Origin of the sequence: Streptomyces sp. P1-3 (genome assembly GCF_050613155.1) — a bacterium.
GTDB lineage: Bacteria > Actinomycetota > Actinomycetes > Streptomycetales > Streptomycetaceae > Streptomyces.
In genome coordinates this window covers 6874845-6896850 of record NZ_CP192512.1, presented here as the reverse complement: position 1 = coordinate 6896850, position 22006 = coordinate 6874845, and the positions used below count along the sequence as shown (strand labels likewise).

The window sequence follows — 22006 nt, the reverse complement described above, 5'->3', positions numbered from 1 at the left end:
CGGGACGGGGGCCGGGCTGGACAGGGGGCCGGGCGGGACAGAGGGCCGGGCGGGCGCGGGGGCGCCGTCCGTGAGCGCGCCGACCGGGCGTCAGCCGCGGGCGTGGGCCGCCAGCAGAAGGCGGTACGCGGCCCAGGCGTCCAGCAGGGGCGGGGTCACCGAACCCCGGCCGCGCACAGCGGCGGAGTGCGTGACCGCGAAGCGCACCTCCGCTGCCGACGCCGCGGGGAACTCCGAGCGCAGCAGCGCGATCGTGCCGGTGACGAACGGGGCGGCGGCGCTGGTCCCGCTGAGGGTCAGCGCCCTGCCGTCGATCCCGAGACTCACGATGCCGTCGCCGGGTGCCCCCAGGCCGCGCCTGCCGATCGAGCCCCCGAGGTTGGACAGGCGCAGTGGGCGGCCGCCCCGGTCGCAGGCGACGACCGGGATCGTCCAGGGGTGCCGGGTGATGGACGAGATGCCGAGTGTGCCCTGATTGCCCGCCGCGACGACAATGATCACGCCGTGTCTCGCGGCGTGGTCCAGCGCCTCGTCGAGTTCCCGGTGCCGTCTGCCGGACGGCTCCGCCTGCGCGAGGCTGAGGTTGATCACCTGGGCGCCCGCCGCCACCGTCTCGACCACGGCCGCGGCCAGTTCCTCGGTCCGCGCGCCTGACATGCATGCCGGTCCGGGGGCGGGGCCGGGCCCGCCTGATCCGGCATACGGCCCGCCCGAGAAGATGGGGCGCGTCAGCAGCGTGCAGTGCGGGCAGATGGCCGGTGCCACCGACGTCCGTCGCGCGCTGAGGATCCCGGCGACGAACGTCCCATGGGCGCAGCACGCGTCCTTGGGCCCGCACCGGCCCCGCCCCGGTCCTCCCTGCCGGGCCGGGCGGAGTTCCCGCACCGGGTGACCGGCCAGATCGGGATGGTCCAGCGCCACGCTCCCGTCGATCAGTCCGACGGTGACGGCGGGGCTCCCGGCCGTGCGTTCCATCAGAGGCGGCAGCCCGACCAGTTCCAGCGGTTTCATCGCCTCTTACCGGGTCGGGACGTCGCACCAGAAGACGCGGTCACGGATGCGATCCTCCCGGTGGTTCTTCGGCGCTGAATCGCTGAATCCAGGGAGTCTCACTGCCGCTCAGTCCTTCCTGTCCGGCTCGGCCTCACCACCACTGTTCGGAGCACGCCTCGGCGAGACACCTTTGGACGCAACGGGGATCATGGGAGTGTCGGCAGCGGTGGCGGCACACCGGCCGGAGTTCCTCCTCGCAGGTGAACTGCTGCGGCACCACCCGGTCACCGTGGCCGCCGCCCATCCGGGCGGCCTCGCCCGGCAGCCCGCCGCTTCTTGTCGCGCCTGTCCGGTAGACCGCCGTCCCGGCGGTAAATCCAGGAATACTCATCCTTCTTCACCTCTCCCGCAACATCACCGGTAGTAGTAGGGCGACCAGTTGGTCCTGATGAACAGAAACTGCTCGGTGGCATCGACCCGGACGAACGACTTCTCGGTCGCGTCCGATTTCCGGCTGGTGAACGAGAACACGACGTCCAGAATCTTGCGCGTGCCGCTCAGCCGTGAGGGGTAGACGTCCACACCGGACAACCGGAAGCCGTCCGCGTACGCCTTGACCGTTTCCTGGTAGACCTTCTCGTACCGGACCGCCAGGTAGTTCAGGACGCGATGCTCGTCGGCGGCACCGGCGTTGTCACCGATCTGCAGGAATCTTTCCAATACCTTCTTCGCCGCCTTCTCGAAATCTTTGGCGGGTATGTCTTTCGGACGCTCGACCGCCTTGATCAGCTCTTCGCTGTCGAAGGAATAGATCTTGTCGAAGGTGACCACCGGAATGGTCAGCCCATTGCACAGCTCAGGTGGTGCGACAGGCCCGCGCACCCCGATGACGACGTCGAGGTCCATGGGGCTGCTCACGGGACGCACCGCGTCGACCAGCGCGTTGAGATCCACAGGATCGCGCGGCCGCAGGATGTAGGTCTCAATCCCCTGAACGGACAGCACGAAGCACAGTTGCCGCACCAGGTAGCGGTTGTCCGGATCCGACAGCACCCGATGAAGCATCTCCTCATCCGTCAGATCCGGCGCTTCGGCCCTGCCCAGGACCTGGGCGAACTCCTTCTCGATACCCGGACTGGGGAAGCGCGCCTCGATGCGCCCCAACGCATAGACATAACTCGGGTTCGCGGCATCCTCCACCGGGTCGGCCTGTGCCTCCGGTTGTACCTCGGCGACGGCTCTCTCCCCCGCGCAACCGCAGGTGGCCTGAGTGATCGACGGCGTCTCGGTCGGCTCCACCGCGCGCAGTTCGTCATCGTCTTCGTCCACGGACCGGCTTGTCACAACGTCGCTCTGTTCGGGCTCCATCGGTGTCTCCTCGCACGGATTCGGCCGGACTCGGGATTCAGCCGCCTTGAGCTGGAGGCGCAGCCGAGCTGTCGGTGTGCGAACTCTCTGCGTACGAACTCTCTGGGTGCGGACCGGCTACGGGCCCGTCGAGAACTACCTGCGGGCCCGTCGACTGGAGAACGTCACCCGCTGGTTCAGGGCGGCAGCACGCCGTTCACAGCCGCCGCAGGGGTGTCTCACGCCCATCGCATACGTGACTCGCTTGATAACGTCGCCGAGGCCGACCTCTTCATCCCCGCTGACGAATCCGGGAATACGCACCCGGTGCGGCCGGCTCTCGGCTGCTGCGGCGCGGTCGGTCTTCTTCTCGCCTTCGCCCATCGCCATCACCCTGGAGGTCCCGCGCATCGGGTATCGCGGCAGATTCATCCCTTTTTCATGCTCCCCCCGCGCGGCGCGGCACGCATCTCGGCGCCGCGCGGGGGCGGATCGGCCGATGTATGTCGCGGCGGCGGAAATCGGCCGCACGGCGCGGGAAGCACGCCGTGCGGCCGACGAGTCCGTGCGTACCGCGGCCCGGCTCACCAGCTGACGGTGGACACCTCCGACCGTCTGGGGCCGCGGGACGCGGTCAGCCGAGGTCGGCGATGCGCTGGCGCACCACCGCTTCGATCGCCTGCTGGCCCGGCAGGATCGGATGCGCCTGCTGCTGGCCGCCGTAGACGTTGATCGGGTAGATCCAGGAGCGCCTGGTGCACAGCTCATGCCGGTTCATCGTCTCCAGCACGGGCACGTACTCCACACCGGCGCTACGCGCCGCCCCGGCGAGCATCCGGTCCAGCCTGACGGTCAGCTGGTTCAGACCGGCCCGCTCATTGTTCGCCAGCCACAAGCAGTTCTCGTCCTGGCTCCGTTCGGGGAACAACCGCGGGTAGCCGACGATGACCACGGTGGCGTTGGGTGCCGCGTTCTGGATTCGCTTGTAGTGGGACACCAAGGTGGGACGCAGGGCATCGATCCTGGCCGCTGCCTGAGCCAGCGTGCCGTCCCTGACGCAGTTGCGCAGGAAGCAGCCCTTCAGGATCGGGGCGAACCCGACGTCGTTGCCGCCCATGCTCATGGTGACGTAAGCGGGTTCGTCCGCCCCCTTGAGCTTGCCCAGGGCCTCCAACTGCGGAATCTCGCCCTTGAACCGGCCGTTCAGCGCCACGGTCGTGGCCCCCGAGCAGGCGACGTGCTTGACCCGCTTGAACGACTGGTTGTTCTGGCCCAGCAGCCGGGGCCAGCCTCTGGCACTGCGGTGGCAGCCGCTGCCGGAACCGGTGCCCGGGTCATAGGGCGGGTTGGCCTCCCCGGAGGAGTACGAGTCGCCGAGCGCCGCCAGAACCTCGGGCTGGGCGTAGGCGACGTTGTCGATGGCGAATCCGGCCGCCTCGCCACTGACCTCATCGACCCGGAACGAGGCGATGCCCTTGACCTGGAGGGTAACCGGGACGATCCCGGACCGGTCGACGACCTTCTTGGCGATCTCCTTGCCCTTGCGGTCGAGGGCGGTGACGGCCACCGTGCCCGGGGTGTCGATGTAGCCGACATCCAGCGAGAACGCGGAGACGGTGCGCGGCTTGCCGTTCTTCTTGACGAACGTGCCCTGGATGCCACCGTGGAACTGGGGACTGCCGGAGAGCACGGGGGATGTCGGGTTGGCCCCGTCCTGACTGATGAACGGGGTACCACCGCCGCCGGATCCCGCGAAGACGATGCCGCGCGACCGGTACTGCGTGCTGATCGCGGTGTTCAGCGGGAACTCGGAGAAGGTGATCTTCTGATCCGCCCGTATCAGCGCCGCGCCCTCCCGACGGGGCGCCGCGGCCGACGGGGCACCGGGACGCGCTGTGCTGGGAATGCCGTGCCCGGCGACCGGCGTCCGGCCCTCGTCGCTCCCCGCTCTCTCCAGCCCCTCCGTACTCTGCTGCCTCTGGACGGAGTTGTCCGCCTGCGCCGCTCCGGCGGGAATCCCTAACGCGCAGACGAGCAGAACCGATCCAACCCAGGTCGTTCTTCGATGAACCCTCATGGAAGATCGTCCCCCCTCTTCACTTACACCCCACCCGTGACGTTACACGGGGGCTCCTGCTGGATGAGGAGCGCAGCCAGCGTCGCAACCATTGCGGCTGTTGAACGGTGAATGTTGCCAATTAGGCCTTTATGGTGAAGAGGATGTGGAAGTGTCGCGCATAAATGTCGTACTGGCGTGTAAATTATCCGGTTCACGGGCAGTGGTAACCGGCTGCCATGGCGAGAGCACTGTACGTGACTGCGTCAAGGGCAGCGACTCCGGCCAGACACCGGTCATGTGCTGGACGGCACGTTCCGCGCGCTGGGCAAGTGCCTGGACAACGCGCGCAACGCGAGCACGAACGGCAACAGGATCAGCCTCTTCGACTGCCACGGCGGGCCTGCCCAACCGGCCGTGGATTACGCGCGATTGGGGACTCCCGCCTACCTCTGGGCGGTAGCGTCTGCACCGTTCATGTGGGCGGCGCGGACAGGACTGGGGTGGGAGATGACCGGGGCGGCGGATGGCGGTCCGCAGGTGCGTAAGTACCGTGCGCCACTCGCGATGTCGGTGTTCGTCACCGTCTTCTTCGGGGGTGGCGGCCTTTCGGTGCTGGGCCCGTTCTTCGTGGAGGACAGGGCGCCCATAGTCCTCGTGGTCGCGATGGTCGCGCTGGTGGCTCCGCTGGTCGTCCTGCTGGTCGCGGCGGTCTGGCGGAGCATGACCATCGTCGACCAGGACCACGTCGCTGTCCGCAGGGTGTTCCGGACCCGGAGAACGGCCTGGTGCGACATCCAGGCCATCGAGATCGACGGCAACGCGGCCGCGGTGGCCGACGAGACGCAGCCCACGGGGATCGTCACGATCTACGACCGCGACGGCCGTAGGTTCACGCTTCCCCATCTCCACGACAGGCGCGGGCTGTCGGTGTACCAAGAGGTGCTCGCCATGCGCGAGATGTGGGAGCGGCAGCGTGGCGAGGACTGGACGCCTCTGCCGGTCACCGAGGTCGCGGTGACGAAGGCCGAGGCGCAGACGAGGACCGCGGGTACGATCATGGCGGCGAGTCAGCGGGGGCGGGCGGCCGCGATGGGGACGCTCTGCGTACAGACCGTTCTCTTCCTGACCTTGATGTTCACTGGTGCACTCGACGACCTCCCGGACATCCCCGAGGGGCTGTTCATCGGGGTGTTCATGGGTCTGCCCGTGGTGGCATTCGTGGCCGTCCTCCTGACCTCCATCGCCCGCGACCGGCGCCGGTAGACGTTCCGCCTCCACGGCACGGGGTCGCGGAGCATGCCGTGGTGCTCAGCACCTGTGGACGCGGACCAGCAGCTCTCGTGTGCGCGGTCCGTCGAACTCCGCGAGCATGACTGCCTGCCACCGGCCCAGGTACAGCTCGCCCGCCGTGATCGGGATGTTCAGCTCAGGGTGCGTGGCGATCAGGGCGCGTGCGTGGGAGTGGCCGTTGTCGCGCTCGCCGTGGACTGCTCGCTCGGCGGGAGTGCGCGTCTTGTCGTGGGCGTAGTAGTGGTGGCTGCTGTGCGGGGCGATGCGCTCCAGCACGGCTTTCATGTCCGTGTCCAGGCCACTGTCGTTCTCGTTGATGGTCAGGCCGCAGGTGGTGTGGCCGCAGTAGATGTGCAGCGTTCCCTCGGTTACTCCCGACTGCGCGACCAGTCGGCAGAGGTCGTCGGTGAGGCCGATTGCTGCTTCGGGAACGTCAATGGTGACGGAGAGCCGGGCCGATACGGCGATGGAGCTTCCCGCCGGAAGTACGTCGCGGAAGACGATGTCTGTCCGAGTGTCCGAGGTGGCCGCCATAACCCCTCCAGGAGGTTGCTTCAGGGCGGGAAACCCCCCAACCCTGCCAAGGGAACGGTGGCAGGCGTTCACATGCGGGACAACGGCTCATTTCGGTCAACGGCTGCCCCGCCACCGGCGCCTCAGGTCCGATAGCCGAGGACGTACCGAAGCCGGTGCACCAGGTGATCGTCCAGGACCAGAGGCCAGGCGCCGATCGGTGCGTGATCCGGTTGGGATGCCCGACAGTTGGCGGATGACCTCGGGGGCGGCCGCGGTGAGGATGGTCGACATGGATCCCGAACTCGAAGCATTCATCCCGCTGTTCCCCCGTGCCGACCTGGCCACACCAGGCGCGGGGCAGCGCCGTCGTCTGGCTGCACGGCGGCGGATTCGTCATGGGCGACCTGGACACCGAGCACCCGTGAGCCACCCGCATCGCAGATCTCTCCGGCGCGGCGGTGATCTCGGTGGGCTATCGTCTGGCCCCCGAGCACCCGTTCCCGGCCGCCCTCGACGACGCGTACGCCACGCTGACCTGGACGTCCGAGCACGCCGCCGAGCTCGGTATCGACCCGGAGCGGATCGCGGTCGGAGGGCACAGTGCGGGCGGCGGGCTCGCGGCCGCGGTGGCGTTGCGGGCGCGTGACCAGCAGGGGCCGCCGATCCGCCTCCAACTGCTCAACCAGCCCCCGCTGGATGACCGGCAGGAGACGTGGTCGGCACGGAACTTCACCGGCACGCCCTGGATGAACCGCGACAAGATCACCGCAGCGTGGCGGCACTACCTGAGCTCCCAGCCCGCCACGCCGTACGCCGCCCCGGCGCGGGCCGCCGACCTTGCCGGCCTGCCACCGGCCTGGTCGCGGCCGACCACCTCCATGCCACAACCCACCCGATGAAAGACCACCGCAGGAAGGACGTCCCGGCATGACTGTCACCCCGATCGATCTCTTCACCTCCGCTGTCCACCTTCACCCAGGCGGCCAAGTGCACACCGAGCAGCAAACGATGGACCCCGAACTCGGGCGGGACGGCTGGCTGCTGATGGCCGCCCACGCGGAGACCGAAGCCGACGTCCACGGCGACCACTGGGAACTTCACCCCGACGCTGACGAACTCGTCTCCTGCATCACCGGCGGAATACGCCTCGTCCTCCGCCCGGAACGGCCGGGGGACGACGAGGACGAGATCAAGCTGGCGGCCGGAACCGCGGCCATCGTGCCGCGCGGGCGATGGCACCGCATCGCACTGGACGCCCCCAGCGGCATCATGGCCGTCACGCTGCCACGCGGCACCCACCTGGAGAAGCGGACCGAAGCCTGAGCAGGCCGGATACAGCGCTGTGGACGCTCAGGCTGGTGCTGACAGGCCGTTAGGTGATCTACGCCCGTCCAGACGCGGCAGCGAAGCCCGCGTACTGGAGGCGATGGGCGCGGTCGAGCGTGCTCTGGCGCCCGGCTGACGGGGACACCGCTGTCAGCCACGAGCCGGCCGCCACCGCGGGCTCGGCCGCACCCGACGATCACCTCGGCGCCGCCTGTCACCAGATAGCGCGTGGCCGCCTGCTGCGCGCGCTCGCCGACGACCCCGTCCGTAGCGGCGTTCCGCCGAAGGGCCCGGAGCTGCCCCGGCTGACCACGGTGACGGCTTGTTCCCTCGTCCGCCATCTGCCGGTCCTGCTGCGCGCCGGCACTCGCCCGCCGTCTCGTCCGTGGCCGCCACGGTGGCCGTCGTGGAACGTGACTCCAGCATGGCGCTGCTCCGGGAGGTCACCGGGCTCGACGACGTCGCCGTGGCCGGTGCGGTCACCGTCCGGGAACAGGCCGGCCTGCTGGAGCCGGGGCCGCCCTGGCGACTGCGCCACCCCCTCCTGCGGGAGGCACTGCTGGCCCAGGCAGGCTCGGCCATCTGCGTACGGCCGTGGAGGAGGAGCCCGAACCCGCCCGGCTGGTCCCCCACCTGTCCGAGGCGCTGACCCGTACCGGCCGGGCCGAAGAAGCCATCGGAGTGCTGGACGCGCTCAGAGGCCAGATTCCCGAGGCCGACCGCGAGTCGCTGTACGCACTGTGGGCGCAGGGCATCCTGCTGGCCAGCGTCTCCTGATGGCGGCGCTCGCGTTGAAGGCCGAGTGCTGGTACGAGCGCGTGGTCGGCACCACGCCGGAGCGGCAGTCGCCACCACTGCGGCCGCTGCTGCCGTCCATCCGGACCGAGATCGCCCACCGGCTGGGAGACCCCCGCACGGCCCTGGAGCACAGTCGGCAGGCTCTCGCCTTGTCTCGGCCTCGGCCTCGGCCTCGGCCGACCAGCGCTATCAGCCCGCCCGGATGTGCCTGGCCCCGTTCGAAGGCCCAGTGGGCAGGCACTGGAGCTGGACACACCTGTTCGCCGCGCGGGCCCGGCTGCGGCTGGTCCAGGGGAAGCCCCGGGCCGCCCTGGCCGATCTGGAGGAGTGCGGCCGTCGCCAGGTAGAGGGTGGCTACGACAGTCCCACGCTGGTCCCACGGCGCTCCGAACCGCCCGGATCCACCACCAGCTGGGCGACGGCACGACCGCCGCGCGCCTGGCCCGGGAGGAGCTGGAGCTCGCTCGCGCATGGGGCAGCCCGCGCACCGTCGCCACGAGCCTGCGCGGCCTCGGGAAGCTCCTGACCGGCCCGGCCGCGACCGGCGACGCTGGCCGAGGCGGTCGCCTCGCTGGAATCGACACCGGCACGCCTCGACCTCACCCACGCCCTGACCGAGCTGGGCGAGGCCCTGCACAAGGACGGTTCACATCGAGGAATCCCGTGCCCAGCTGCGACAGGCGCTCGACCTGGCCGACGCGTCCGGTGCCGCGCCGTTGACCGAGCGCGTGCACCACGCGCTGGTCGCCACCGGCGCCCGTCCACGCCGCTGTGGCCAACTGGCTGAACAGGACGCGCCGGACCACGTCTGCGGCGACAAAACACACAGTCCCTGCCATAACCACCGTAACCGCTACAACCGCCGCACCCCTGCGGCGACGGCAGATCCGGCACGCGATCCCCGAACGCCGGGACCAACGGGCATTCATGGTCATCCCCGAGACGCCGGACCATCGAGCGCAGCATCGACTGGCCTTCGTGCCGCCCGTGACCAGCGAAGCCACCCGCACCGCTCCGATAGCATGCTCGAACTCACGACGATCGCCCTCATCGCCCACCCTTCACCGGAAAACCATGCCAACCGGCACAAAGGGTGACCTAGCCAACTAGAACTAACAAATCGGCCAAACAATTGATACCTATAGCATCGCGGGTGTTTTCGCGAATAAACAACAGAATGCCGTTCGCCGCGTGGCGTCAACCACGGGTGATGCTGTGGGCCACGGCGGGTGTGGTGACCCTCGGATTCCTCATCGCGCTGGAGATCGCCGCGCGTCGCTACACCGGCCAGCCGGGGCCGATCACCAACCAGGCGCGAGAGGTGATATTCGCCCCCAAACCCGGGCCGCTGTACGGCGGTATGGCGTTGATGATGGTGGTGCTCACCTGGCGGCAGCGGTTCATCGCGGCTGGTGCCGCGATCGGCATCGACGTCGTCTTCGTGCTGGTGCGGTGGGCGGTCGACGCTGAGACGCCCGACGGGCACTTCTTCGGCAACGGCGCGTTGTGGGTGATGTTGGGCTATGGGGTCATCGCTGTCACGCGCCGCACCGGCCGGGAACGTGTCCTGCTCCTGAAGGGCGTCGGGCTGGGCCTGGTGCTGGTGGCCGGCCGCAAGACCGGCGATACCTGGCTGCTCATCACGTCGAAGACCCGCCCGCAGGTGCTCGACCAGTATGTGGCAACCGCCGATCACGCGCTGGGCAACCCGTCATGGCTGGCAGGCCGGATTCTCAGGGCCACCGATCCGATCGGCACCCATCTTCTCGACTGGGTCTACGGTGAGCTCGCGGTGGCCGCGGTCGTCGTCGCGCTGTACCAGCTGCGTAACGTGGCGGTCGAGCGCCGCTTCCCGCGCCATCATCTGGTGCGCACCTTTTTGGTGATCGGCCTCCTCGGGCCGGCCATCTACATGGTCTTCCCGGTGGTCGGACCGATCTTCGCCTACGGCCCGGGCACCTCCGGCACCGGCGGCGTGCAGTGGGCGGTGGCCAACCTGTGGCCGGACACGCTGCCGCCGATCAATACCCCGCACCCGGTGGGATACGACGGGATCACCCCTCGCAACTGCATGCCCAGCCTGCACACGGCGTGGGCTGTCGCGATCTTCATTCATACCCGCAAGGGCCCAAGGATTCTGCGATTCGCAGGCACGTTCTGGCTGATTGCCACGCTCGGCGCAACGCTGGGATTCGGCTACCACTACGGCGTGGATCTCATTGCCGGCGTGGTGTTCGCGCTCACGATCGAGGCGGCTCTGCGCTCGCTCGACCGTGGCTGGGATCGGTCAGGAATCCAGCTGGTCGCCTCCGGCGCAACGGTCTTCGTCGCGCTCTTGGTGTCGTATCGGTATCTGCCGATGGAGATGGCCGAGCATCCGTGGGTGTTCGGACCACTTCTCATTCTGGCGATGACCTCAGTGGTCTACGGCTACGTACGGACCACCAAACTGTGGGAACCGAAGGCCGCACCAGTGCGGCAACCGGAACCGCAACCCGAACTGGTTTGAGTCATGTCGCATCAGGTTTGCGCCTCGACCTTGGCGGAGTCGAATCGGACATACTCGATGACCGCTCCACCGGGGTGGAGAATCGTCAAATTCTGCCCGGTTGGGACAGCGTTGGGGCCGTCGAGCGTCTGGCCACCCTCGCGCGCAACTACCGTGAGGATTTCCTCGAGGTCGTCGACGATGGCGGTGACCTGCACGTTGCGGAACGGAGCCAACGCCTCCGGCGTTCCCGCGACCAGCAGGCAGGCGCCTACTGCCGCGAGCTCGACACCCTCGTACACGAAGCGGAGCTCCGGCTTGGCGCCGGTCAGGGCCTCGAAGGTCGGGAGAGCGGCGTCCAGGTCGTCGACGTACACGCGGGCGTAGGTAGTGAGAACTGCCATCAGGCCACTCCTTGATCATTTCGATGATCCCGAAACATGGAAATGATCGTATGCTGGGTTGGCGACGATGCCAAGCCTGGTGGCCAACAGAGAGTGCGGGATGCGATCACTGACTCAACCGGAGACGGCAGACCTGGATCTGGTCTCCGTGCTGCACGCTCTGAGCGATCCGGTCCGCCTGGAACTGGTGCGCCTGATGGCCTCCGACGGCGAGGTGCCGTGCAGTCCAGAGCACCTCGACATCCCGCGCTCCACGCTGTCCAACCATTGGCGCATCCTGCGGGAGGCGGGCCTGACGTGGACTCGCTCAGAGGGCAAGGCGCGCTACATGACCCTGCGCCGCGATGATCTGGAGACGCGTTTCCCTCGCGTACTGGCTGCCATCCTGGCTTGCGCCACCGCGCCACTCCGCGAGTGATCCAGCGCGTGTCTCGTCGACGATCCGAGCGTTCGAGCGGCGCGGACAGGCGGGTCCACCGTGTCCGTATGTGACAGGGAATCGTCATTGCGGTCCCGGAGTGGCGGCAGTGAGGATGGGCGCATGCCCACTTCGCACCGTGTCGTCATCGCGGTCTTCCCCGATGTCGATCTCCTCGACGTCACCGGCCCGGCCGAGGTCTTCGCGCTGGCCAACCGGGAGACCGCAGGCCGGGCCGGCTACCAGGTCCGCCTTGCCGGGCCGGTCGAGGGCGCGGTCCGCACGTCGGCGGGGGTGCGGCTGCTCACCGACGTGGCCTTCGACGACGTCGGCGGGCAGGTGGACACCCTGCTGGTGCCGGGCGCGGTGGACATGACCGACGACGGTCCCCGCGCGCGTATCGACAGCGCTGTCGTGGCGTGGGTGAAGGAGACCGCCCCGCACGCCCGGAGAGTGGCATCGGTGTGCGTGGGCGCGCACGTGCTGGCCGCGGCCGGGCTGCTGGACGGGAAGCCGGCGACCACTCACTGGTCGACCGCCGCCCAGCTCGCCGCCGACCACCCGGGCGTCACGGTCGATCCGGACCCGATCTTCGTCCGTACCGACCGCGGCCGGCTGTGGACCGGGGCGGGGATCAGCGCCTGCCTGGATCTCGCCCTGGCGCTGGTCGCGGAGGACCAGGGTGAGCAGACCGCGCTGGCGGTGGCCCGGCAGCTGGTGATGTACCTCAAACGGCAGGGCGGCCAGAGCCAGTTCTCCGTGCCGCTCAGCCGCCCCGCCGCCACCCGCCGGGACATCGACGAGCTGCGGTTGTGGATCGCCGACCACCTCGACGCGGACCTGTCCGCTGGGGCCCTGGCCGCCCGGATGTGCCTCAGCGAACGGCACTTCGCCCGCGTCTTCAAACAGGAGACGGGCACAAGTCCCGGCGCCTATGTCGAAGCGGCCCGTATCGAGGTGGCCCGGCGTCTGCTGGAGACCACCGACTGCCCGCTCGACCAGGTCGCGGCCGCTGCCGGGCTCGGCTCGGCGGAGACCCTGCACCGGGCGTTCAGGCGGCAGCTCGCCACCACCCCGGCGGCCTACCGCCGCCGCTTCCGCGCCCAGGCCGCCTGACCCGCGCACCCACCTGATTCACCCCGCATGGAGCGAGGCGGAGGACTCCGCCATGCCCGCTTCCCTGATGATTCGCCATGCCCACTTCCCTGATGAAAGGCCCCTGATGAGCACGCACCACCCGTCCACGACCCTGCGCGACGTGATCGGGCTGGACGACCAGCCGCCCCGGCTGAGCGAGTCCGCCCTGATCATGATCGACTTCCAGAACACCTACCGCACCGGCGTCATGGCCCTGGCCGGCGCCGAGGAGGCCCTCGCAGCGGCCGCCCGCCTGCTGGGGCGCGCCCGCGACACGGGCACGCCGGTCATCCACATCGTCAACGACGGCGGCGAGAACACCCCGTACGACATCCGCGCCCACATCGGCTCCATCAGCGACGAGGTCGCCCCGGTCGGCGGCGAGCCGGTCGTGGTCAAGCGGTTCCCCAACGCCTTCCACGCCACCGAGCTGGAGAAGACCCTGTGCGACCTGGGATTCGGCCCGGGCAGCGGCAAGGACCTCGTGCTGGCCGGGTTCATGACGCACATGTGCGTCACCTTCACCGCCCAGGGCGCCTTCAACCTCGGCTACCGGCCCACCGTCGTCGCCGAGACCACCGCCACCCGCGCTCTCCCCGTCCCGGACGGCACCGTCCTGCCCGCCGCCCACCTCCAGACCGCCGCCCTGACCACCATCACCGACCTGTTCGGCCTCGTCGTCCCCACCGCCGACGCACTCCGCGCCTGAGCAGGCAGCGGGTACGCGGCCGGCAGGAACCCCAGCCGCAGCGCGCCCCCGAGCGTTCCCCCGACACCGGCCACCGCGAGCAGCACCGCACCGACATCCATCGGACGGCCCTGCGCTCCCAGCCGTGGCCGGGAGCGCAGGGCCGGGATGGGCCAACGCCTCGCTATCGTGCGAACGACACGTCGTACTGGGTGTCAGCCGGTGTCCCCCAGGCGGTGAAGCAGCGCACCTGGATGCCGGTGCTCGGCGTCCAGTAGTCCACCTTGCAGTGCCTGGAGTCGGAGCCATAGGCCGTCACCTGGACATCGCCGTAACCCAGGGGCATTCCGGGGGTCCAGACACGGTAGACGCCGACGCCGTGGCGCGTGATCCGGTTGGTGTTTCCGGTGGAGTTGTACTGGTACGCCGTCGCCGGCGTGTACGAGCCCGCGGTCGGCTGGTTCGCCCAGGCGTACGCGGCGGGCGCGGTGCGGAGGATGCTCGTGCCGCGGGCGTAGGTCAGCGTGAACCGGGTGTCGCGCAGAGCGCCGCCGAGGGTGAAGCAGCGGACGTTGACGAGCTGGGAGGTTCCGGAGGGGTACCAGTTGACGACCTTGCAGCGCGCCTGCACGTCTCCGTACGCGGTGGCCTGCACGTGCCCCGCCGAGGAGCCGATGTTCGGGAACCGCACCGTGTACTGGCCCACTCCGCCGCGCGTGACGGTGTTGGCGGCGCCGGTCGAGTTGAACTGGTACGTCGTCGACGCCGTGTACGAGCCCGCGGTCGGCCGGTCCGCCCACACGTAGCCGAAGCGGCCGCCGAGGGAGGAGGCGTTGACGAAGCTCGCGGTGAACCGGGTGTTGGCGCGGTAGCCGGACGGGGTGAAGCACCGCACGTGCACGTCGAGCCGGTCACCGACGGGGTACCAGGAGGAGACGTTGCAGGAGTGGGATGTCGCTCCGTACGCCGTGACGTGCACGGTGCCGCCCAGCAGCCCGAGTCTGGGCATGCGCACGGTGTACTGGCCGGTGCCGGTGCGGACGACGGAGTTGGCCGCGCCGGTGGAGTTGGCGCTGTAGTAGCCGGACGGTGTGTAGGGCGTGTTGAGCGGGGCGGACGCCTGGTTCGCCCACACGTAGGCATAGCCACGGCTCGGGGCCGCGTGGGCGGTGAAGGGCGCGAGAGCGATCATGCCGACGGCGAGTGCGACCACCGTCAGGGCACGGAGTATGCGAGTCGGCCATCCCGTGGGATTCCCATGGCTTTTCGCGTGCATCTCTTACCTTCTCTCTGCTGGGATCGGCAACAGGAATGGTGCTGGGATGCGGGGACGGCCGCCGTTACGGAACCAATGCGACTGGATGTGTCGGAAGTACTCCGCAGCTTCGACTGGTGGCGGCGCGGCGCGGTTTCGGAATTCCCCCAAGCCCTTTCGCGCGGACGGCGCGATCGGGAACGCCCGGTGGACACTGGTGACATCAGGCCACCGGAGCAATCAGAGAATTACACAGCGCCGGTCGGTTAGCCACTCTTTACAACGATGAAGGAGAGGTGAAGGAGCGTAGAGGGAGTGCAACGGCGCTGCACCCCTCTCGATCACGCGCCCCCTCGCCGCCGGCTACCGCCACCAGCGGCGCAGCACGTCCTCCGCGGGCTTGCCGTGCGGGGTGTAGGCCAGGCGCCGCGCGGTCTCCCCACTGCCGGGCCAGTCGTCCCACATCCACCAGCAGACCCCGGCCCACCAGGGGCGGCCATCGAAGGCGGTCAGCAGGGCCTCGTACGCCGCGGACTGCTCGCTCACGGCGGCCCGTTGGCTGACGGTCCAGGAGTACGGCGCGGTGGTGGAGCCGCGCTGGCTGACGTAGCCGGCCTCGGTGAACAGGATCTCGCGGTCCTGCCGGCGGGCGAACGCGGCGAGTTCGGTGACGATCGGCCGCCAGCCCTCGGCCAGCCGGTCGGGGTCGGTCGTGGCGGTCTCCGTCAGCGGCCAGTAGGCGTCGATGCCGATCGTGTCGAGGGAGGACCAGAAGCGGATGCGGCGGTATTCGTCGTAGTTGGCGGCGTAGGTCAGCGGGCCGCGGTAGGTGCCGCGTACGGAGGAGATCACCTCGGTCCAGCGCCGGCGGTCGCGGCTGGTGCCCGCCAGCTCGGTGCCGACGGCGAACCGCTCCACGCCCATCTCCTCGGCCAGTTCGGCGTAGTGGGTGATGAAGCGCTCGTAGGCGGTGAACCAGGCGTCCGTGTCGGTGGGCCGGATACCGGCGCGGTCTCCCCCGTCCACCAGGTCCACGTGCGGCTTGAGCATCACCTTCAGCCCGGCGGCGTGGGCCAGCCCGACGATGCGACGCACGCTGCGGTCGCTCGCGGTCTCCTCGGTGGTGTGCATCGCGGACCGGCGGGGGCCGTCCTGGTACCAGGTGGGGGTGAAGACCACCCAGCCGGCGCCGGTGTCCGCGATCTGCCGCAGATAGCGCCGGGCTTCGGGCCGGTCGTAGTCGTCGGTGCTCCAGGCGGGCAGGGTGATGCCCCGCACCTGTTCACCCGGGCCGCCGGTGGCGGGGGAACGGGTGGGGCTGCCGGTGCGGGGTGCGGTCGAGCCGTCGCCGCCTCCCGAGCATCCGGTCAGAAAGGCGAGGGCGGCGGTCACCGCGGCGGTCGCCCGCCTCAGTGCTTTCATCGGCAGGGCCTCACTATGGCGTGACTATGGCGTCGTACGGATGCCCGTGCCGTCCCCGCCGCAAGGGGCGGGGACGGCACGGGTGGTGCTCAGGCGATACCGGGCGCGTCAGCTCACCCGATCAGGCTCTCCGGGCTGACGAAGGTGTAGCCCAGCTGCTGGAGCCCCTGAACGGTCTCCTTCAGCGGCTCCACCGGGTGGTACGGGTGGTAGTAGAAGCTGGCGAAGCCGTCCCGCACCGCCAGGTTGGCCTTGGCGGCCTTGACCAGGTCGGCCGCCAGCCGGGGCGGATGGTTGTTGGCGGCCTCGGGCTCATAGCTGCCCAGGTTCTCCGGGAGCACCTTCGTCCCGTACACATCGGTGACCGGGTACGGGAAGAACTGCCCCAGGTAGCGGGTGGGGTCGGCCGCGGCGCCCCGCAGCGTTCCCGCGAAGTACAGCGACCGCTCCAGCCGGGCCGAGAAGTTCTGCGCGAAGACCCGGTAGTCGGTGGCCGAGGCGGCGTAGTGCGGCGTGGTCCACAGCTTCGGCTTGGGCAGGCCCACCCGGGCGAACTCGGCGAGGGCCGCGGTGATCCGGCCCTGGGCCCACTCGGCGGAGTCCTCGGCCACCGGACCGTCGTAGACCACCGAGTTGTCGGCTGCCACGTGGGCGCGGAAGAACTCGAAGTCGTCCCCGCTCACCCCGTTGTACGGGTTGTCCGCGTTCCCGTACTGGTGGGTGTAGCCGTGGTCCATGAGCACCGCGCCGTTGCCGAGCATGTACTTGAGGGTGCTGACCAGACCCGGCCGTTGGGAGAGCTTGACGGTGCGCGGCACGCCGTTGTTCTGCGCCCCCTTGGGGTCGGTGTAGACCGGGATGACGTTGATGCCGTAGGAGATGTTCTGCGACTTCAGGTAGTCGGCGATCGCCCGCAGTCTGGTGGCGTCGGACAGCGGGGTGATGTCCTCCAGACGCACCATGGCCCGGTGCTGCTCGGCCGTCTGCGGCGCCAGCGCGTCGAACAGCAGGTCCTGGAAGGCGATGACCCGGTCGGTCTCGTTGACGTACGTGAACGGGATCTCACCGACGTAGGTCAGGTTGCCGGAGCGGATCGCCCAGGGGAAGGCCGTCTCCGTACCCCCGGCCGTGTCCACCGCCTGCGCCACCTCGGCCACCGGCGCGTAGCCCGGTCCGGTCTTGATGTCCGGGCGCAGCACACCGCCGTCCTGGCCAGCCGGGATCGTGCGGGTGAGCTGCTGGCCCTTGTAGGTGACCTTGCTGACCTGGCCCACGCTGCCGCCGGACTCGTAGAAGGAGGTCGTCGGGTCCCAGCCGTACTTGAACCCGAACTCCTGCCGGCTGATGGAGTTGGCCATGTTCCAGATGTTGGCGCCGACCCAGACCACCGGCCGCTCGGACAGCAGCGTGTCGAGGTAGAAGTCCTCCGGTACGGCGTCCGGGATCTCACCGCCGTAGTAGGTGGAGCCGATGTAGACGGTGGCGTCGTAGTTCTCCAGCATGCCGGAGGCGTACTCCTGGACCGGCTTGGCCGTCACCGTGCCGAAGTGGCCACCGAGGTTGGCCACGCCCATCGCGTACAGCTCGCCCAGGTGCCCGTACGGGCCCGCCGTGTCGTACAGGACCAGGGTCTTGGCCTGACCGGGCTCGGCGGCGGCCGCGCGCGGCCTGAGCCGGAGCCGCGGCCCGGCGGTCAGCGCCGACCGCAGCTTCTTCACCTTCTTCACAAGCCGGTTCGACCGCGGATCCTTCGCCGACCGGTTCCCGATGGTGCGCTTTTCGGCCATCTCAGCGCGCCGCTGCGCGTCCGCGGACCGCTGCGTCGCCGCCCAGCCCCTGACGTCCTGCGCCCGCACGCCGGTGCCGGGGTCGTGCGCCGACGACCGGTCCGCGCTGCCACCGGCGGCGGCCGTGGGCGTCAGGAAACCACCCCCCAACAGGGCGGCGATCGCCAGAGCGATCATGGCCAGCCATGCCGGCCGGGATCTCCTACGGGGTTCTCGCATTCTGTGTACCCCCCTCGATTCGGTCCCGCGTGCTGTGGAACGCAGCCACTCAGAAGACATCGGATCATGGCCGATTGTGGTACCAGGAATATGTTCGAGCCGTCACCGAATTCCACGCGCGGGATCACGGAGCTCAACAATCCGGTGATTGTGGTGATCGTCCCGCCCGGCTGTCAATGGGACCGTACCGTGAAAAAATCTCCGCTTGAAAAAAGAACAACCGCCCCCCGTACGGGCGGATGTGTCTGGTACCTTCCATAAGCGCGCAGCAGTGGGCCTATTGGGGACGGGTCCACCACTTCTGCGCCGCGTCACATTGGGGGGACCGATGTACGGTAGGTCTGCTCTGGGATCTGTGCTGCCCTTGGCGGGACTTGCGGCGGCACCGGAAATGATCCCAGGGATTTCGGTTGCCAGGGTTCTCCAGGCAGCCGCCGGTGCGGGATTCCTGCTCTACTGCCTGATTGTTTTCGGATTGATTATCGCGCGTTTTCGAATACGTGCGGTCTCTGCCCTGCCGCCTTCGGACGGCGTCGCGCGTGACGGTCTGCCGGCGGTGGACCGGCCGTGACGCTCGAGCCGTTGACATGGGCTGCCGTCGCGCTCATCGCGATGGCCGGGACATACAACTTCAGCCTCTTCCTGCTCTCCCGGCGCCGGGTGCCGCACGCCCCCGGCTCCGGCCGAAGCCGCCGCTACGTCTTCCTGCTCGCCTGCCTCAACGAGGAGAAGGTGCTGGCCGAGAGCCTGGCGCGGATCACCAGCCTGCCCGCCGACGACTGCGTCGCCCTGGTCATCGACGACGCCTCCGACGACCGGACGGCCGAGATCGCGCGCGCCGCGGACCCCGAGCGGGTCCGGCTCCACCAGCGCCGGTTGCCCGACGCCCGGCGCGGCAAGGGCGCCGCGCTCAACGACGGCGTCCGCCGGTTGCGGGCGTCCGGGCTGCTCGACGACCGGGACCCGCACGATGTGATCGTCTGCGTCGTGGACGCGGACGGCCGGCTGGACCGCCATGTGATCGAGGCGGTCGACCCGTTCTTCAACGACCCGCGGACCGGGGCCACCCAGCTCTGCGTCCGGATGTACAACCGGGAGGCGGGGCTGCTGGCCCGGCTCCAGGACATGGAGTTCGTCGTCTACGGCGACGTCTTCCAAAGCGCCCGCCGGTCCATCGGCAGCGTGGGGATGGGCGGCAACGGCCAGTTCATGCGGCTGTCCGCGCTGGACTCGCTGGGTGAGGAGCCGTGGAGCGACAGCCTCACCGAGGACCTGGACCTGGGCGTGCGGCTGATCGCACGCGGCTGGACCAACCAGCACTGCACCATGGCCGCCGTCTCCCAGCAGGCCGTACTGGACCTGCGGCGGCTGGTGCGCCAGCGCTCCCGCTGGTTCCAGGGGCACCTGCAGTCCGCCAACCTGGTCCCGCTGATCCTGCGTGAGGTGCGGGGCAGGGCCGCGACGGACCTGGTCTACCACCTGTCCAGCCCGCTCCTGATCCTGCTGACCTCCCTGCTTCCGCTGTCCTTCCTGATCGCCGTGATCGGCACGGCCGCCGCCTCGTTCCAGGCCGGACGCCCGCTGATCTCCCCGCTGTGGCTGCTCGGCCCGTATCTGCTCTCCTTCACCTCCGCCTGGATCTACGGCTTCGTCTACCGCCGGCGCGAGCGGTCGCTCGGAGTGCTCCGGGCGGTGCTGCTCGGACACGTCTTCGTGCTCTACGGCTACATCTGGTTCGCGGCGGGCTGGTGGGGGTTGTGGCGGGCCGCCACCGGCAAGCGGACCTGGCTCAAGACCGCGCGTACCTGACGCTCACTCCACGCGTACCTGACGTCCCAGGACCGTACGCGCCTGACGCTCTTTCCCTTTCCGTCCGCTCACCCGCCTAGGGAGACCCATGTCCTCATCAGGTAGACCCCTGTCCGTGCGCGCCATGCTCCTGCTCGGCACCCGCCCGGAGGCGATCAAACTGGCGCCGGTGGCCCGGGCGATGGCCGCCTCCTCGCTGTTCGAGCCGATGGTGGTGACCACCGGTCAGCACCGCGAGATGCTGGACCAGATGCTCGGCCTGCTCGGCGTCGGGGTGAAGACCGACCTGGCGGTGATGCGGGACCGGCAGCGGCTGCCGGAGCTGACGGCCCGACTGGTGGCGGGGCTGGGCGCGGCGATCCGGACCGAACGACCGGACGTGGTGGTGGTCCAGGGCGACACCACCACCGCGCTGTGCGGCGCGCTGGCCGCCTTCTACGAACGCGTCCCGGTGGCCCATGTGGAGGCGGGGCTGCGCACCGGTGTCCTCGACAACCCGTTCCCCGAGGAGCTCAACCGCCGGCTCATCGGCCGCATGGCGTTCTGGCACTTCGCCCCCACCGCCCGGTCCGCGGCGCATCTGCGCGCCGAAGGGGTACCGGCCGAGCAGGTGATCACCACGGGCAACACCGTCGTCGACAACCTGCTGTGGGTCCTGAGGGAGGGGACCGGACGCAGCGCCTTTCGCACGGGCGCCCGGCGGGTGCTGCTGACCCTGCACCGCCGGGAGAACCAAGGGCACCGGATGCGAGCGATGGGCGCGGCGCTCCGGCAGCTGGCCGACCGGGGGGATGTGGAGATCGTGCTGCCGCTGCACCGCAGCCCCGCGGTGCGCGACGCCCTGCTCCCGGAGCTGGCCGGGCATCCGGCGGTGACGGTGGTGGAACCGCTCGACTACCTGGACTTCGCCGCCACCCTGGCCGCCTGCGATCTGGTGCTGACCGACTCAGGAGGCGTACAGGAGGAGGCTCCCAGCCTGGGCAAACCCGCCCTGGTGCTGCGGACCACCACCGAGCGCCCGGAGGCGGTGGAGGCGGGAGCGGCCCGACTGGTCGGCACCGATCCGCAGGCCATCCTGGCCGCCGCGGTACGGCTGCTGGACGACCGGGCCGAGTACGGGCGGATGGCGCAGGCCCGCCACCCGTTCGGGGACGGCCGGGCCGCGGAGCACATCGTGGCCCGGCTTGCCGAGGACTTCAAGGGTGGACCGGTCCGGGCCGGTCGGAGCGGAGCGAAGGAGGACGACGGGCGCCCACTGGGCGACGGGGCATCGGGCTCGTATGATCCGACGGCATGACGTCCGTGCGGTGGTGCGCCTTCCGGCGGTGTGCGGGGATCGCTCTCATCGCCGTCCTCGTGGTGAGCGGCGCACTCGTGGTGGACCGTGTCCGCGGAGACGGGCGGCGGGACGGGACGGCACCGTCCTGGCAGGACGGCGCGGTGTACGGGCCGTGGCGGTCGGTCTTCCACGGGTACGGGCACACCACCGGCGGGGTGGACGAGCTGACGCTCACCCCGCTCGCGGCCCGCGAACCCGGCCGCACCCACGCCGCACTGGTCGTCTCCACCGCACGCTATGAGCGGGTGGACTACCGGGCGCGGATGCGTACCGCCGAGCAGTTGCGCAGCCCCGAGCCCAACCCGTGGGAAGTGGCGTGGCTGGTGTGGGCGTACACCGACCCCGAGCACTTCTACTATCTGGCGCTCAAGCCCAACGGCTGGGAGCTGGGCAAGCGGGACCCCGACTACCGGGGCGGGCAGCGGTTCCTGGCCACCGGCTCCCCCTCCTTTCCGGTCGGGACCTGGTCGGAGGTCAGGGTGCGGCAGCGGGGCCCACGGATGACGGTGGTCGTGGACGGCCGTCCGCTGGTGGACTTCGAGGACCGGGAACGCCCGTACACGGCGGGCAGCGTGGGCGCCTACACCGAGGACGCCCGTGCCGAGTTCCGGAAGATCGGCGTCGCGGAGCACGGGACCGGCGAAGAGCGGTGAGGGGAGGGGGCCCGCCACGGCGGAGCCTCTCACCACGACCGGCCGCGCCGGCCGCGGG

Annotated in this window: 20 protein-coding genes; 11 read left to right on the top strand and 9 right to left on the bottom strand. The window is 69.6% G+C overall.

Features of this window, described 5'->3' with window-relative positions; genetic code table 11:
- Positions 1–90: 90 nt before the first annotated feature.
- The 4 genes from ACQUSR_RS29490 to ACQUSR_RS29475 form a co-directional block, all read right to left on the bottom strand.
- Entirely contained in the window at positions 91–1011 is a 921-nt protein-coding gene (locus ACQUSR_RS29490) for a S8 family peptidase (protein WP_431045708.1), read from the bottom strand.
- Positions 1012–1407: 396 nt separating this feature from the next.
- Entirely contained in the window at positions 1408–2361 is a 954-nt protein-coding gene (locus tag ACQUSR_RS29485) for a hypothetical protein (RefSeq protein WP_431045706.1), read from the bottom strand.
- A gap of 135 nt (positions 2362–2496) precedes the next feature.
- Positions 2497–2724, bottom strand: coding sequence for a hypothetical protein (locus ACQUSR_RS29480; RefSeq protein WP_431045704.1), 228 nt, complete (start codon positions 2722–2724; stop codon positions 2497–2499).
- Positions 2725–2974: 250 nt separating this feature from the next.
- The gene (locus ACQUSR_RS29475) at positions 2975–4417 is read right to left on the bottom strand and encodes an SGNH/GDSL hydrolase family protein (protein ID WP_431045702.1); all 1443 of its coding nucleotides are present in this window, start codon (positions 4415–4417) and stop codon (positions 2975–2977) included.
- Positions 4418–4696: 279 nt separating this feature from the next.
- On the opposite strand from ACQUSR_RS29475, the gene ACQUSR_RS29470 reads away from it, so the two are divergent.
- Complete coding sequence (locus ACQUSR_RS29470) at positions 4697–5662, top strand: PH domain-containing protein (RefSeq protein WP_431045700.1); 966 nt, start codon at positions 4697–4699, stop codon at positions 5660–5662.
- Between the two features lie 45 nt (positions 5663–5707).
- Here the strand turns inward: ACQUSR_RS29470 and ACQUSR_RS29465 are convergent, their stop codons facing one another.
- On the bottom strand, positions 5708–6223 hold the full coding sequence (locus ACQUSR_RS29465; protein WP_431045698.1) for a secondary thiamine-phosphate synthase enzyme YjbQ: 516 nt from the start codon (positions 6221–6223) through the stop codon (positions 5708–5710).
- 449 nt (positions 6224–6672) lie between these two features.
- Between ACQUSR_RS29465 and ACQUSR_RS29460 the strand changes: the two genes are divergently transcribed.
- The 4 genes from ACQUSR_RS29460 (at position 6673) to ACQUSR_RS29445 (ending at position 10838) form a co-directional block, all read left to right on the top strand.
- Positions 6673–7104 (top strand): alpha/beta hydrolase fold domain-containing protein, encoded by a 432-nt coding sequence (locus ACQUSR_RS29460; protein ID WP_431045696.1) that lies wholly within the window; start codon positions 6673–6675, stop codon positions 7102–7104.
- Between the two features lie 28 nt (positions 7105–7132).
- Positions 7133–7528 (top strand): cupin, encoded by a 396-nt coding sequence (locus ACQUSR_RS29455; RefSeq protein WP_431045694.1) that lies wholly within the window; start codon positions 7133–7135, stop codon positions 7526–7528.
- Positions 7529–8125: 597 nt separating this feature from the next.
- Positions 8126–8308: a hypothetical protein gene (locus ACQUSR_RS29450; protein ID WP_431045693.1), complete on the top strand. Its 183-nt coding sequence runs from the start codon at positions 8126–8128 to the stop codon at positions 8306–8308.
- A 1198-nt stretch (positions 8309–9506) separates the two neighbouring features.
- Complete coding sequence (locus tag ACQUSR_RS29445) at positions 9507–10838, top strand: phosphatase PAP2 family protein (RefSeq protein ID WP_431045691.1); 1332 nt, start codon at positions 9507–9509, stop codon at positions 10836–10838.
- An 11-nt stretch (positions 10839–10849) separates the two neighbouring features.
- On the opposite strand, the gene ACQUSR_RS29440 is transcribed toward ACQUSR_RS29445, so the two are convergent.
- Positions 10850–11221 (bottom strand): VOC family protein, encoded by a 372-nt coding sequence (locus tag ACQUSR_RS29440; protein ID WP_431045689.1) that lies wholly within the window; start codon positions 11219–11221, stop codon positions 10850–10852.
- Between the two features lie 100 nt (positions 11222–11321).
- On the opposite strand from ACQUSR_RS29440, the gene ACQUSR_RS29435 reads away from it, so the two are divergent.
- The 3 genes from ACQUSR_RS29435 (at position 11322) to ACQUSR_RS29425 (ending at position 13485) form a co-directional block, all read left to right on the top strand.
- Positions 11322–11639 (top strand): ArsR/SmtB family transcription factor, encoded by a 318-nt coding sequence (locus ACQUSR_RS29435; RefSeq protein WP_431045687.1) that lies wholly within the window; start codon positions 11322–11324, stop codon positions 11637–11639.
- Between the two features lie 123 nt (positions 11640–11762).
- Positions 11763–12755, top strand: a complete 993-nt coding sequence (locus ACQUSR_RS29430; RefSeq protein WP_431045685.1) for a GlxA family transcriptional regulator — start codon at positions 11763–11765, stop codon at positions 12753–12755.
- A gap of 106 nt (positions 12756–12861) precedes the next feature.
- Positions 12862–13485: an isochorismatase family protein gene (locus ACQUSR_RS29425; protein WP_431045683.1), complete on the top strand. Its 624-nt coding sequence runs from the start codon at positions 12862–12864 to the stop codon at positions 13483–13485.
- A 163-nt stretch (positions 13486–13648) separates the two neighbouring features.
- Here the strand turns inward: ACQUSR_RS29425 and ACQUSR_RS29420 are convergent, their stop codons facing one another.
- The 3 genes from ACQUSR_RS29420 to ACQUSR_RS29410 form a co-directional block, all read right to left on the bottom strand.
- Entirely contained in the window at positions 13649–14677 is a 1029-nt protein-coding gene (locus ACQUSR_RS29420; RefSeq protein WP_431045681.1) for a hypothetical protein, read from the bottom strand.
- A gap of 405 nt (positions 14678–15082) precedes the next feature.
- Positions 15083–16141 carry a glycoside hydrolase family 113 gene (locus tag ACQUSR_RS29415; protein ID WP_431045679.1) on the bottom strand — a complete coding sequence of 353 codons (1059 nt, stop codon included), beginning with the start codon at positions 16139–16141 and terminating at the stop codon, positions 15083–15085.
- Between the two features lie 113 nt (positions 16142–16254).
- Complete coding sequence (locus ACQUSR_RS29410; protein WP_431045677.1) at positions 16255–18105, bottom strand: DUF2334 domain-containing protein; 1851 nt, start codon at positions 18103–18105, stop codon at positions 16255–16257.
- Positions 18106–18729: 624 nt separating this feature from the next.
- On the opposite strand from ACQUSR_RS29410, the gene ACQUSR_RS29405 reads away from it, so the two are divergent.
- The 3 genes from ACQUSR_RS29405 to ACQUSR_RS29395 all read left to right on the top strand — a co-directional run bounded on the left by ACQUSR_RS29405 (position 18730) and on the right by ACQUSR_RS29395 (position 21948).
- Complete coding sequence (locus tag ACQUSR_RS29405) at positions 18730–19956, top strand: glycosyltransferase family 2 protein (protein ID WP_431045675.1); 1227 nt, start codon at positions 18730–18732, stop codon at positions 19954–19956.
- A 124-nt stretch (positions 19957–20080) separates the two neighbouring features.
- Positions 20081–21253 (top strand): non-hydrolyzing UDP-N-acetylglucosamine 2-epimerase, encoded by a 1173-nt coding sequence (gene wecB, locus ACQUSR_RS29400; RefSeq protein ID WP_431047919.1) that lies wholly within the window; start codon positions 20081–20083, stop codon positions 21251–21253.
- Positions 21250–21948, top strand: a complete 699-nt coding sequence (locus ACQUSR_RS29395) for a family 16 glycoside hydrolase (RefSeq protein ID WP_431045673.1) — start codon at positions 21250–21252, stop codon at positions 21946–21948. The genes wecB and ACQUSR_RS29395 overlap by 4 nt, the downstream gene beginning before the upstream one ends.
- The last annotated feature ends 58 nt before the right edge of the window (positions 21949–22006 follow it).